The organism is Exiguobacterium sp. GL_137 (assembly GCF_057834585.1).
Genome location: NZ_CM174406.1, coordinates 1,469,230 through 1,481,930 on the forward strand (window position 1 = coordinate 1,469,230; position 12,701 = coordinate 1,481,930).

The following is a 12,701-nucleotide window of genomic DNA, read 5'->3' on the forward strand; positions in this document are numbered from 1 at the left end:
ATTTCTTTTCACATCTTTTCACAAAAATGACACGTTTCTTATTCGTTTTCATTTTGTTTGTCCGTCAAGAATCCGCCCTGAGCAGGAGGTCAAGTTAAGGAAATGATTGGTAAAATCAAATGGATACATAGATGAATGAAGAGGGCGGGATGACATGAATACGCGACGCGTGGGAAAGTGGCTGGCAGGTGTATTAACCGTGGTGATCATCAGCGGAACGGCTTGGTATTATCTGTTTGAGACGTCACAAGTGAACGGTTTTCCGATTCCGCGAACAGGGACGGTTCAGGAAAAGCCGGAGGGATTATTAGTCAAGACGCATCTCGTGTCGGAATTAGAAGGACCGGGTGTCTTGTACGAAATGCGGATCCGGCAAGCCGGCTGGAAACGGGTCGACCGGGAGGGTCTGGCCGCCTGGTACGAAAAAGACGGCCGGATGATTGAGCTGACGACATTTGATGATGAACTGTTTCTTGAACCAGCTGAACGTGCCGGTATCGAACAGTAAACAAGCGGAGTCCCTGTGAACAGGGACTCCGCTTGTTTTGTCTGTTCAATTCGTATAAAGCAGCTTTTTCGTGTTTTTGTCATAGACCCGATAATCGATTGCGAATTCTTGATTCCGGGTCGTCGTCACCTGACAATAATACGGAACCTTTTTGCCGTAAGCTTCAAGATATGGTCCGTCACGGAAAGAAAACGTATCGTTGGTTTCCGTTAACGTGATATCGATCGATGTTCCTTTTGATTCAGACGGTTCCAAAACACAGGCGCTTTCTAATACACGGTAATCCCGAAACACCATCTCGGTGAAGCTCGACATTGTCATCCACAGACACAGCAATCCAAGAAACAGGACACCCGTCCACTTGAGCTTCTTTAAAAAAGCATACTGCCTATTGCCGAAATGAAGGACAAGAATATAACAGGCCGGTAAGACAAACGCGATACCCAATAAAAAAATGAAAAAATAAGTGATTATTTCAGCATTCATCTGGACACGTCCTTTTCAAGAAACAAGTTCGTCAATCCGAATTTCCTGTAAGTATTAATTCCTCGGACCAAATAAGATAACAGCGACACCAAGCAAACAAATCCCGCCGCCGAGCCAGTCGTAAAAATCGGGTGTTTTTTTATCGATGCCGGCACTCCAAAGAAGCGAAAGGACAATAAATACTCCGCCATATGCGGCATAGACCCGGCCGAAAGTCGGGAACGTCTGCCAGGTTGCGATGACCCCGTACAATGCAAGCGAAAGACCGCCGAGCAGTCCGAAATAAGCAGGGCGTCCCTCCCGCAACCACAGCCAAATTAAATAACCACCGCCGATTTCAGCAAGTCCGGCCAGTGTAAAAAATAGTAATGACATAAACTAAACAGTACTCCTTTTTAAACGTATCAGTTATTCAGACGAATACAATAACTTGTTCGTCTTGACATCATAAATCCGATAAGAAATCTCAAATTCATGATCTTTTGTCGTTGTCACGTGACAGGTATACGGGACGTCCGGTCCGTATGCGCCGAGGTCTGCCCGATCCAAGAAACTGAAATAGTCTCCTGTTTCATCGTAATAAAGATCAATCGTCCGCGGTTTGGATTGATCATCGTATTCCACCGTACAGACTCCTTTAGTCGTCGCATAGTCATGATAAACGACGTACTTCAAACTCGGAGCCGTATACCAGATGAGTCCGACACCAACTAAACACATGAAAACGAGTCGGCCGAACGTGGAAAATTCGATTCCGGTATCCTCGCGGAGCCAGAAGTATAACAAGATACTTAAGATTATACAGACGATTCCGCCTGCGAAAAGTGCGTAAAAAAACAATATTTCTTCATTCATGCGACCATCCCCCTCATAAATACAAGCCGTTCGCCTGAACGACGAATTGCGAGTGATCATAATGATAGGTGATGACGGAATAGTCAAACGGCCGGCCATTCGTCAGGTGGAAGATTGTCTCGACCGTCAACGCCGGATCACCGGCTGTCAGCTTCAAGTGTTTGGCAATCGCATCCGGTAACTTGCCGACATGCATATACATGTCCGAAAACCCGATGTTCAGTCCAAGCGCCGTCTCGAGGTACTCGAAGATCGACTGTTCAACGATTTCCCGGTTTAAGTAAGGCACGATGGTTTGACGGTAATAGGATTCCTCAAGACACATGATATTGCCGTCGATGTAGCGGATCCGTTTAATGAAATAAACCATATCACCGGTCGTACAGCCGAGATTTTCAGCGATCGCTTCCGGACACGGAATCAGCTCAAACGACAGGACTTTGGACTGGATGTCATGTTCGACGAGATTCTGCTTAAAACCTTGCGTCGAAAACAGCTCGATATAGCCTTTTCGATTGGTCTTGCGGACAAAAATACCGCTGCCGCGGACTTGAAAGATGGTACCTTTTCGCTCCAGTAGTTCCAGTGCTTTCGTCATCGTCGTTTTGCTGACTTCGAATTGACGGATCAAGTGATCGAGAACCGGTAATTTATCTCCTTGCTGTAACGCATGTTGCTCGATATAGGCTTCGATTTCCGTTGCCGTCTGTTGGTATTTCAGCATGGTTCACCCTCATTTTCCAGTAATTGTTCTGCTTTTTTACTATAGCATAAGACGATTTCGAACTAAATAATACGAATAATTAAATTAAATATGGATTGATAAATTGTACATGTACAATTATAATAAGAACGTACGATATGGATTTACACCATAAGGGGGTTCAGGGATGAGTAAAGTGCGGGATTATCAGCAGCTGGCGCATTCGATTTTAGAAGCGGTCGGCGGCGAGGACAATATCATCAGTGTCGCGCGGTGTGCAACACGGTTGCGTTTAGTCTTGAAACGGTCGGATGCGAAAGCAAAAGACCAGGTAGCTGCTTTACCGGGCGTCATCACGGTCGTCGAATCAGGCGGTCAGTTCCAGGTCGTCATCGGGCAACACGTCGGAGAAGTCTATGAAGCATTTCGTCCACTCGTTTCATTAGATGACGGGAATTCGGATCAGGGAACCGAAGCACCGAAAGGCACAATCTTAAACCGGATCATCGCGACGATGTCCGCAGTGTTTGCACCGTTCGTCTATATTTTAGCGGCAGCCGGTATCCTGCAAGGGGCACTCATCTTAATTTCGCTTGTGTTTAAAGACTTTGCCGCGACGGGAACATATGAAGTGTTCAGCTTTATCTCATGGGCACCGTTTACATTCCTGCCGATTTTCATTGCGATCACGGCAGCGAATCATTTTAAAGTCAATCAGTTCATCGCCGTCGCCTGTAGTGCGGCACTTGTCAGTCCGACGTGGGCTGAGATGGCGGGACGGATCACGTCCGGCGAGTCGATTTCATTCATTGGTATCGCGTTATCGGGAACAACCTACACGTCATCGGTCTTACCGCCGTTGTTCCTCGTTTGGTTACTGTCTTACCTCGAACGGTTCCTGAACCGGACGATCAATGATGTCATCAAGCCGTTGTTCGTCCCGTTCTTCTGTATGGTCATCATGGTCCCGTTGACGATTCTCGTCATCGGTCCGATCACGACCCTCGGAGCGGAAGGAATTGCAAACGGATACAATTATTTAGCGGAAAATGCACCGGCGTTGGCCGGACTCATCATCGGCGGTTTTTGGCAAATCATCGTCATCTTCGGTGTCCACTGGGGCGTCACGCCGATGGTCCTGGCGAACTTCGAACAATACGGTCGGGATTCGTTCCAGGCGTACCAGACGATTGCCGTCATCGCCCAGGTCGGTGCCGTTATCGGTGTCATTTTAAAAACACGCAATACAGAAACAAAAAAAGTCGGGATTTCGGCCGGTCTGACCGGAATTTTCGGAATTACGGAACCGGCGATTTACGGGGTGACGCTACGCTTTAAGAAACCGTTCATTTACGGCTGTATCTCGGGAGCGGTCGGAGCGGTCGTTGCCAGCTTCTTCAAACCGTATTACTTTGCTTACGCTGGTCTCCCGGGACCATTGACCCTCGTCAACGGCATCAGTTCCGATTATCCGTCGTCGATTGTCGGATTGTTGATCGGAACGGCGATTGCCTTGATTTTGCCAATCGTTCTGATTCAAATCCTTGGTTTTGGAGAAGAAAAAGTTGCCCCGGTCGTAACTGCTCCGACAACACCGATGCCGGCTCAGGAAGTCAGCGCGACATTGACGAACGAAGAAACGATTCAAGCACCGCTCGCGGGACAAGTCGTCCCATTATCGGACGTTCCGGACGAAGTGTTTGCCTCAGGAGCTATGGGACAAGGTGTTGCGATTCACCCGACGTCCAACACAGTCGTCGCGCCATTCACCGGTACAATCGTCATGATTGCGCCGACGAAACATGCGATTGGTCTCCGGTCGACGAGTGGTGTTGAAGTCTTGATTCACGTCGGTCTCGAAACCGTCGGCTTGGACGGTCAGCCATTTACGTTACATGTTGAAGACGGAACGCATGTCGAAGCGGGTCAAACATTGCTGACGTTTGACGCGGCAATGATTGAACAGCACGGCTTACAGACAATTACACCGGTCATCGTCACGAACGCGTCGAGTTACGCCGAAGTCATTGCGACGCAAAACGGTTTGGTCAAAGCAAACACAGAGATTTTGACGATCGTAAAATAAGAGACAGAAACAAGGAGGAAATGAAGATGAAAACATTACCAAACGACTTTTTATGGGGCGGGGCACTCGCTGCCCATCAATTTGAAGGCGGCTGGAACGCCGGTGGTAAAGGACCAAGCGTCGTCGACGTCATGACAGCAGGCGAACACGGCGTCGCCCGCCGGATCACCGAGACGATTGAAGAAGGAACGTTTTATCCGAACCATGAAGCAATCGATTTTTACCACCGCTATAAAGAAGACATCGCGCTATTCGCCGAGATGGGATTAAAATGTCTCCGGACATCCATCGGCTGGAGCCGGATTTTCCCGAATGGCGATGAAGCGGAACCGAACGAAGCCGGACTGCAGTTTTATGATGACGTCTTTGATGAGTTATTGAAACACGGCATCGAACCGATCATCACGCTGTCACACTTCGAGATGCCGTTGCACCTGGCCCGTGAATACGGCGGGTTCCGCAACCGCAAAGTGGCTGAATTCTTCGAACGGTTCGCTGAAGTCTGCTTCACGCGTTACAAAGACAAAGTCACGTACTGGATGACGTTCAACGAAATCAACAATAAGATGGATGTCGAAAACCCGCTGTTCCTTTGGACGAACTCCGGTGTCAAAGTCGAGCCGGGTGAAAACGCGATGGAAGTCATGTATCAGACCGGTCACCATGAGTTGATTGCCAGTGCCCTTGCGGTCGCGAAAGGGAAAGCAATCAATCCCGACTTCCAGATCGGGGCAATGATTTCGCACGTTCCGATTTATCCGTACTCGTCGCATCCGGAAGATGTCATGCTGGCGGAAAAATCGATGCGTCAGCGCTACTTCTTCCCGGACGTTCAGGCACGCGGTTATTATCCTAACTATGCCTTAAAAGAGTTTGAACGGGAAGGCTATCAGATTCCGATTCTCGAGGGCGACGATGAGATCCTGAAAAACGGAACGGTCGACTACATCGGCTTCAGCTATTATATGTCGACGACCGTCAAACACGATGCGACTGTCAACAATACAGGCAACATCGTTAACGGCGGTCTTGCGAACGGTGTCGAGAATCCGTACATCCAGTCGAGCGACTGGGGCTGGGCGATTGATCCGATCGGACTCCGCTACGTCCTGAACCGTCTCTATGACCGGTATCAGCTCCCGCTCTTCATCGTCGAAAACGGCTTCGGGGCCGTCGATACGATTGAAGACGGTCAGATTCATGACGCAGCGCGGATTGATTACTTGAAAACGCACATCGAAGCGTTGACGGAAGCGGTCACGGAAGACGGCGTCGAACTGATGGGTTACACGCCATGGGGCATCATCGATATCGTGTCGTTTACGACGGGCGAGATGAAAAAACGCTACGGGATGATTTATGTCGACCGTGACAATGAAGGCAACGGTTCGATGGAACGGATGAAAAAGGATTCGTTCGACTGGTACAAACAAGTCATCGCGACAAACGGTCAAAACTTATCGTACGACAAAGCCGAGCAACGTTAAGCCGGCAGACCTCCACCTGAATACGGGTGGAGGTTGTTTTTTATATTCAAAAAAGACTTGCCGGAACAAGGGAAAGACGGGATGATGAAGAAAGGAACATCCATTTTTTGTATGGGATAATTTAAAAGAATCCTAAATACAGGATGGTCAAAAAAAGATGACGGAGGTTATACATATGTTTACAGTTAATGAATACTTGGCTTCCATCCAAGAGAATCTTGCGCCACATACAGAGTCGTTGCTCAACCAGTTAAAGACCCTCACGGCATCGACTTTTGCAGCGGATGTCGAGCTGCTCGATTTCGCGGCCTTCATCGAGCCGTTGAGCCATGAGGTATCGATTACGCTCTTTTCGATGGACCGAGACGCCAACGAAGTATTTGAAGAAGAGGGAACACCGGGTTTTGCCGGCAGTAAATCGGTATTCGATGAAATCGTCTATGCGGTTGTACCGGACAATCAGTCTGAGGCGTTTGATGCTTTTTATGAAGAACACGAGGAAACGCTGATTGAAGAGGAACAGCGCCTGATCGGTGAATGGTTCCGGACCTGCTTTGAGCAAGCCGGCGGTGCCACTGTAGAGTTGCCGTGTTACTTCGGTGTTCACGATGAAGGACAGACACTTGATTTAAAACGGAATGTCTGGATCGACGAAGAAGAAAAATGGGATTAATCCCTGATTTAAAGCGCATTGAAATCGGCGTCAGTATCGCCACCGTTTGGGAATTCGAAGCAGCATTAGAATACTTTGACGTAAAAGAAACGGAACGAACGACGTATCCGTACGGAGAATATTTTTTCCGGACGATCAACGGGACGCCGGTCGTCTTTTACAGTACCGGTATCCGCAAAGTGAACGGGGTCGGTGCAAATCAGTATATGCTGGCGCGTTTTCCGCTTCAAAAAGTGCTTGTCATCGGAACATGTGCCGGAATCGACGAACGGTTTGACATCCTCGACATCCTCACTCCGGACCGTGCCGTTCAATATGACTGTACGGTCAAGGAAATCGAACCGTTGCTTAAGCCGTCGTTTATCGTTGAAATCGATGTACTGAAATACGGCATGAAAGGTAACGGCACGATCGGGACGGCCGATCGTGCCGTCGTCATGTGGAACGATTATCTCGAACTGCAGGCGAACGATATCACGATTGCCGATACGGAAGCGGCGGCGATTGCCTACATCTGCCGGAAAAACGACGTCGAATGCATCATCATTAAAGGCATCTCGGATATACCGACAGACGAGACGGATCTTGATCCGCTTCAGTCGAATCAGGAACAGATCAACGTCTACATCGCCAATACACCGAAGGTTATGACGAGGATTTTTAACGATTATCTGCACATATTCATTTAAAAGGAGTGCCGTTATGAAAAAACGAGTTTTTTGTTCGGTCACGATGGTGCTGATGCTTGGCGGATGTGGAATCGGACAACCGAAAGAGCCCGACTTCCCTCGGTATACGGGCGAATATTTACACATTGCCTATATCGGGAAAGCACCGGAAGTTCGGGAAGACAACGTCCGTTTAAAGGAAATTTCATTCACAGAATTAAAAAATCGTAAGCAGGTCGCTTCGACTTTCGACGCGGTCATGATCATGCCGAACAAGTTACTGGAAGCGGATCAAGGCGAGTATGCCGACACCTACCTGAAAATGCGAATTCCGACGTTTTTCATCGGATCGAATAAGGGGCATGTGCCGTTTATCGCGGACTGGATTTCGTACAAGGAAGCGGCGGGAGAGACGACCGATTATGCAGCCGGTTACTTAAACGGGAAAACGACTTTGTTTTGGACATACGGGTTATACAACGATGTTAAAACGAAGAGACATATTACCTCCATGTATTCGAATGTCTTTCAAACGGTGGAAACGGTCAAAAACAAACGACAGCAGTAACAGAAAAAACGCTGTTCCGGCATCACGTCGGAATGGTGTTTTATGTATGAGATTGCGTCATGATGAGAAACGTGGCATGCGTCGTCGAAAACGCGGCGTGGCGTTGAAATCCGAGCTGTTCATACAGGTGAATCGCCCGTTCATTAAACGAAGCGACCGTTAAACGGAGCGGTAACGCCGATTGCGCTTTGACCGTATCAAGGACAAACGAACAAAACGCAAATCCTGTCCCTTGTCCGGTCAGTTCGGGCTGCCGGCCGAGTCCGATATCCAAATGGTCATCTGGGTACAAATGAAGCGGGCGACCAGGTGGGACTTGCGCAGAACGGCCCGTACAAAAGAAGCCGACGAGTTGTTTGTGAGCGATGACGGCCTGATAGGAACCGTCAAGCAGTTCAGCATATGCCTCCTCCGACGTTTCCATGTTGTAAAAATCGTACGGCGGCGGATAGGTCCACTTCAGAATGGCAGTTGCCTGATCAACGGTCATCGGGACAGCTTGAAAGGTCATAACGTATACCTCCGGATATATTTTTCTCCACTGTATCGCATTCCTGTGTATCGCATTCCTGTTATTTTTTCTATATAATGTAAAAAAAGAACGGGGGAACGAACATGACGACAACGGAATTTTACCGGCACTTACCGGTCCTTGAGACTGAACGATTGGTGCTGCGGCCGCTTCGAGCAAGCGATCTTGATGATTTATTTGAATACACGCAGGACGAGGAAACCGCCCGTTACGTGACGTGGAATGCCAATCAGACAATTGAACAGGCCGAACAGTTTTTGAACTATGTCCTGTCAAACTATGACCAGGGGAAAGAAGCACCGTGGGCGATCGTTTGGAAGGAAACCGGCAAGATGATCGGAACAATTGATTTCATCCACCTGTTGCTCGACGACAATAAACAGACGGAACTCGGGTATGCGTTATCGCGTCAGTTCTGGGGCAAAGGAATCGTCACGGAAGCCGTCGCACGTGTCATGGCCTACGGTTTTGAAGAACTCAAGCTCGAGCGGATCCAGGCGCGGTGCATGGAGCCGAACATCGGTTCAGCCCGGGTGATGGAAAAAGTCGGGATGATGTACGAGGGAACGTTACGCCGATTAATCTTCATCAAAGGGGCGTTCCATGACGTCAAGATGTATGCAATATTACGGGATGAGTATGCCGCAGTGACGCAAAAGACAGAATCCAATTCGAAACAGCATCAATGAGATGAAACCCCAAACCGGCGAACCGGTTTGGGGGTTTTTTGATTAGATCGTCTGTTCAACGGATGAAGCATCCACGAATTCGACCGTGTGCGTCTCTGTATCGAGAATCCGTGTCCGTGGATCATCTTTTGAGAGGAAAATCTCTTCGCCGGTCGCGTCAAAGGCAAACGCCGTCGGAATCGAGAAGCCGCAATTGCGGTAAGAGCCGTCGGCGTGACTCGTCCCGAGGAATAGTGCCGATTGCTGGCGGCTGATGCGCCGGGCTTCGCCGGACCAGTCCGTGTATTGTTCCTCACTGAACATCCCGACACCGATCGGATTAAAAATGATGTCGACTTTGTCCTGCTTCAGACCGTCCAGGCCGAGGAAAATCTCCCGGCAAAGCAGATATCCGGCAGCTTGTCCGGCAACAGTCGCCGTCGACGGCGTATAAAGTGGACCGGCTTCCGGTGTCTTCGCCCGGTCGAGCAGAATCTCGCCTGTTGCATTGATGATCAGGGCCCGGTCCAGGCGATCCGCATCGCGGTACCCGGTCACGATGACGGTCGCGAATTGCTTCGCCAAGTGACGTAACGTCTCGACATCCGTCTCGCGGCAGTAACCTTCCGGATACAGCAGAAGATCGATGTCCGGATAGGCCGCTATTTCACGCTGCAATTGTTCGAGTTGTGTTTCCTGTTTCGGTTGGCCGATTAAAATCTTCATGTTAGCACGTCCTTCTATGTATTACGAAATTTGTTTGGTCGTCTGATCGTCCCGGAAAAATGCTTCCTTGTCCGGTTGCAGGACATGACGAACCAGGATGAGACTCAGCAGTGAAAGCAAAACAGAACCGGCAATGATGCTGAAACGAAGCGGGAACAGGTCGCCTGTAAAGCCGATCGCTAAAATCAACAGAATCTGGATGACGCTTTGACCGAGACCGTACAGACTCGTGAAGCGGCCGATCAAAGCTTGCGGGACATTGTTTTGATAAAACGTCATGAAGCCGGTTCCGGCAAAGGCATTAAAAAAGCCGAGCAGTAAAAATCCGACCGTCACGATCAGAAATGAGCCGGCAGTCGCATACATCAGGTAGCCGATTGCGACGAACAGATAACCGCTGACGAGTAATGTCTTGAGCGACAGCCGGTTTGCAAAACGGGCAACCGTCAGACCGCCGAGGACGGAACCGATTCCCGTGATGCTGATCAGAAGACCGTAATCGGTGGCGGTCAAACCGACGACCGTTTGCAGAAAGACGACTTCCTGAGCATCCATCGCAAGTGCGAGACTCATCGACAAAATACCGACCAGGTAAATTCGGCTGACAAACCAGTTGGTCCGGCTGAACCGGCTGACCATCCGCCAATCGGTTCTAATATCCGACAGGCGGACGGTTGACAGAGTCGCATGCGAAACGGACGGCAACGTCAGGAGGAGTAACCCGGACACGAGAAACGAACCGGCGTTGATCCAGATGGCGACATCGGGTGTCGCAACCAGTAACAGCAGACCGGCGAGTGCCGGACCAATCAAAAAGGCACTGGATGTGATCAGACTCCGGTACGCGTTAAACGACGTGCGTCCGCTTTCCGAAATCATCTGCGTCAGGTAACGGATGGCGGCCGGTTCAAAAAACGCTTTGACGAGCGCCAGTCCGAACAACGTCAGGTACATCAACGGTAAAGATGATAAAAAGGGAATCAAGGCAACGAGCAATGCCCGAACCAGATCGGTTCCGATCAGCTATCGTCGGACATCGACCCGGTCAACCACACTGCCGGCCCAAAATTTCGTCAACAGGGCGGCGAGCGGACCGATGATCCAAAGACCGGCAACTGCGGCGGCAGAACCGTTCAGTTGATAGAGGTAGACATTGATCGCGACGAGGTAAACAAAATCTCCAAACTGGGAGATACCGAATGAAGCCAAAAGAGTCGAAGAACGAGACAACCAAATCCACCTGCTTTTCCATAAGCATTTTACCAAAATTATACAGGTTGTCCGATTAGTATGCCAGACCCATCTTTTAAGCTGTTGTTCCGGAAATCAAGTTCTTTTGTTTAACAAGTGACTGTAAAAGCGAACTGATGACACCGAGTGTGGCGGGAATCAAAATCAGTATAAAAGCAAACAGGATCAGACCCGGTGCATCATCCCGATCGGCGACGATGAACATGACCGGAAACAGACCGACTGCGACACAACTGATAAGGATAAAACAGATTTTAATTGTGCCGAAGGAAGAAGAGAGGACATTTGTTTCAGCCATACTTCCCTTAAACGACCGGAGAATTTTTAAGACATGAACCAGGATCAGCAGACTCGGAATCAATGCGAGCAGTCCCGCCATCAAGATGAAATAACCCGGTTTATCAAGTAAAACCTCCAGTGAGAATCCCCGTTGTGCTCTTTTAATCAGCAGGGAAATGGCGACTCCGGCCAATCCGAACAGACTGATCAACAACCCGCTGCAGACAAGTTGCAAATAGACAAGATGCCATTTTTTCATCATCCGTTCCTCCTTTCTTTCCTTCAGTATAGTCCATCTTTGTCCGCAAATTACCCGCCTGAAGGATGAGAAAAAATCTTTTTTTATCAATTCAAAGCAAAGTACTCGGAATTGGTTTGAACGTATGTTACACTGGGAATAAGAAAAGTAAGGAAGTAAGGAAAATCAGACAAAGAAAGAAGGAAGTTCGGAATGGAGCTATCCAAGTTGACGTCCAAAGGGCAAATCACGATCCCGAAAAAAATCAGACAGGCGTTACAAGTAGAGGAAGGAGATCGCGTTGCCTTCATCGAGGAAGACGGGTTTGTCATCATGGCGAAAGCGGATTTACAACAGCTGCATGACCTTCAAGATATTTTGAGTGACGAGAAATTCAAATCACTCATCCAAAAAGCACATCATCACCTGTAAAATTATCAGATTGACCAACTAAAAGGAGGAACTATCAACATGGATATGCGTGAAGTAGATTTACCGGGAATTGGCCGGAAGTTCGAAGGAATTACGACAAGAGGAGACAAGGTGGTCGTGATTGTCCACGATGACGGACGCCGGGAAATGCACCACTATGACGATGACGATTTTGATGAGAGTATCTCGAGTGTGACATTCAACGACGCGGAGGCAAGACAGATGGCAGGTATTTTAGGCGGCCTGGCGTATAAACCGAAGGACCTTGAAAAAATCGAATTGGCGTTTGATGATCTCGTCATTGAATGGTTTAAGATTGGTGAGGATTCATCCGTCAACAACCGGACGATCGGCGAACTCGACGTACGAAACGAGTATGATATCTCGATTATTGCCGTTCTCAAACATGATAAATCAAAATCATTGAATCCGGGGCCGGAGACACGTCTTGAAGCCGGAGACACGATTGTCCTGTCGGGAGAGCGTCAAAATGTCCGCCACATCACGAAAGCACTCTTCTCAATCGAAGGAGGCGGATGAT

At 48.9% G+C, this 12,701-nt stretch carries 18 protein-coding genes; 9 read left to right on the top strand and 9 right to left on the bottom strand.

Translation table 11 applies throughout. The features are described 5' to 3' along the window. The first annotated feature begins 154 nt into the window (after nt 1–154). On the top strand, nt 155–508 hold the full coding sequence (locus AC3IRK_RS07725) for a hypothetical protein (protein ID WP_214854803.1): 354 nt from the start codon (nt 155–157) through the stop codon (nt 506–508). A 45-nt stretch (nt 509–553) separates the two neighbouring features. Here the strand turns inward: AC3IRK_RS07725 and AC3IRK_RS07730 are convergent, their stop codons facing one another. Genes AC3IRK_RS07730 through AC3IRK_RS07745 form a run of 4 tightly spaced genes read right to left on the bottom strand, consistent with a single transcriptional unit; the run spans nt 554 to nt 2,573 of the window. Beyond that, nucleotides 554–994, bottom strand: a complete 441-nt coding sequence (locus AC3IRK_RS07730) for a hypothetical protein (RefSeq protein ID WP_489170680.1) — start codon at nt 992–994, stop codon at nt 554–556. A 54-nt stretch (nt 995–1,048) separates the two neighbouring features. Beyond that, complete coding sequence (locus AC3IRK_RS07735; RefSeq protein ID WP_214854800.1) at nt 1,049–1,369, bottom strand: YnfA family protein; 321 nt, start codon at nt 1,367–1,369, stop codon at nt 1,049–1,051. Between the two features lie 33 nt (nt 1,370–1,402). After that, on the bottom strand, nt 1,403–1,849 hold the full coding sequence (locus AC3IRK_RS07740; RefSeq protein WP_214854797.1) for a hypothetical protein: 447 nt from the start codon (nt 1,847–1,849) through the stop codon (nt 1,403–1,405). Nucleotides 1,850–1,862: 13 nt separating this feature from the next. Then, entirely contained in the window at nt 1,863–2,573 is a 711-nt protein-coding gene (locus tag AC3IRK_RS07745; RefSeq protein WP_214854794.1) for a GntR family transcriptional regulator, read from the bottom strand. A 166-nt stretch (nt 2,574–2,739) separates the two neighbouring features. Here AC3IRK_RS07745 and AC3IRK_RS07750 point away from each other — a divergent pair, with 166 nt between their 5' ends. The 5 genes from AC3IRK_RS07750 (at nt 2,740) to AC3IRK_RS07770 (ending at nt 8,034) form a co-directional block, all read left to right on the top strand. Continuing rightward, nucleotides 2,740–4,638, top strand: coding sequence for a beta-glucoside-specific PTS transporter subunit IIABC (locus AC3IRK_RS07750; protein WP_214854791.1), 1,899 nt, complete (start codon nt 2,740–2,742; stop codon nt 4,636–4,638). A gap of 26 nt (nt 4,639–4,664) precedes the next feature. Continuing rightward, nucleotides 4,665–6,125, top strand: coding sequence for a 6-phospho-beta-glucosidase BglA (gene bglA / locus AC3IRK_RS07755; RefSeq protein ID WP_214854788.1), 1,461 nt, complete (start codon nt 4,665–4,667; stop codon nt 6,123–6,125). Nucleotides 6,126–6,300: 175 nt separating this feature from the next. Further along, nucleotides 6,301–6,798 carry a hypothetical protein gene (locus AC3IRK_RS07760; protein WP_489170681.1) on the top strand — a complete coding sequence of 166 codons (498 nt, stop codon included), beginning with the start codon at nt 6,301–6,303 and terminating at the stop codon, nt 6,796–6,798. After that, nucleotides 6,789–7,487, top strand: a complete 699-nt coding sequence (locus AC3IRK_RS07765; protein ID WP_489170682.1) for a 5'-methylthioadenosine/S-adenosylhomocysteine nucleosidase family protein — start codon at nt 6,789–6,791, stop codon at nt 7,485–7,487. The genes AC3IRK_RS07760 and AC3IRK_RS07765 overlap by 10 nt, the downstream gene beginning before the upstream one ends. Nucleotides 7,488–7,500: 13 nt before the next feature. Further along, on the top strand, nt 7,501–8,034 hold the full coding sequence (locus tag AC3IRK_RS07770; RefSeq protein WP_489170683.1) for a hypothetical protein: 534 nt from the start codon (nt 7,501–7,503) through the stop codon (nt 8,032–8,034). 40 nt (nt 8,035–8,074) lie between these two features. On the opposite strand, the gene AC3IRK_RS07775 is transcribed toward AC3IRK_RS07770, so the two are convergent. Next, nucleotides 8,075–8,545 (bottom strand): GNAT family N-acetyltransferase, encoded by a 471-nt coding sequence (locus AC3IRK_RS07775; protein ID WP_489170684.1) that lies wholly within the window; start codon nt 8,543–8,545, stop codon nt 8,075–8,077. 104 nt (nt 8,546–8,649) lie between these two features. On the opposite strand from AC3IRK_RS07775, the gene AC3IRK_RS07780 reads away from it, so the two are divergent. Next, nucleotides 8,650–9,255, top strand: coding sequence for a GNAT family N-acetyltransferase (locus tag AC3IRK_RS07780; protein WP_489170685.1), 606 nt, complete (start codon nt 8,650–8,652; stop codon nt 9,253–9,255). Between the two features lie 42 nt (nt 9,256–9,297). Here the strand turns inward: AC3IRK_RS07780 and AC3IRK_RS07785 are convergent, their stop codons facing one another. The 4 genes from AC3IRK_RS07785 to AC3IRK_RS07800 all read right to left on the bottom strand — a co-directional run bounded on the left by AC3IRK_RS07785 (nt 9,298) and on the right by AC3IRK_RS07800 (nt 11,749). Next, on the bottom strand, nt 9,298–9,960 hold the full coding sequence (locus tag AC3IRK_RS07785; protein WP_489170686.1) for a hypothetical protein: 663 nt from the start codon (nt 9,958–9,960) through the stop codon (nt 9,298–9,300). Between the two features lie 21 nt (nt 9,961–9,981). Further along, nucleotides 9,982–10,956: an MFS transporter gene (locus tag AC3IRK_RS07790; protein ID WP_489170687.1), complete on the bottom strand. Its 975-nt coding sequence runs from the start codon at nt 10,954–10,956 to the stop codon at nt 9,982–9,984. 27 nt (nt 10,957–10,983) lie between these two features. Then, the gene (locus AC3IRK_RS07795) at nt 10,984–11,190 is read right to left on the bottom strand and encodes a hypothetical protein (RefSeq protein ID WP_489170688.1); all 207 of its coding nucleotides are present in this window, start codon (nt 11,188–11,190) and stop codon (nt 10,984–10,986) included. Between the two features lie 76 nt (nt 11,191–11,266). After that, nucleotides 11,267–11,749, bottom strand: a complete 483-nt coding sequence (locus tag AC3IRK_RS07800; protein ID WP_489170689.1) for a DUF2975 domain-containing protein — start codon at nt 11,747–11,749, stop codon at nt 11,267–11,269. Nucleotides 11,750–11,941: 192 nt separating this feature from the next. Between AC3IRK_RS07800 and AC3IRK_RS07805 the strand changes: the two genes are divergently transcribed. Both AC3IRK_RS07805 and AC3IRK_RS07810 read left to right on the top strand, forming a co-directional pair. Beyond that, nucleotides 11,942–12,160, top strand: coding sequence for an AbrB/MazE/SpoVT family DNA-binding domain-containing protein (locus tag AC3IRK_RS07805; RefSeq protein ID WP_012370339.1), 219 nt, complete (start codon nt 11,942–11,944; stop codon nt 12,158–12,160). Nucleotides 12,161–12,199: 39 nt separating this feature from the next. Beyond that, the gene (locus tag AC3IRK_RS07810) at nt 12,200–12,700 is read left to right on the top strand and encodes a cation:proton antiporter regulatory subunit (RefSeq protein ID WP_131972774.1); all 501 of its coding nucleotides are present in this window, start codon (nt 12,200–12,202) and stop codon (nt 12,698–12,700) included. Nucleotide 12,701: the final 1 nt, after the last annotated feature.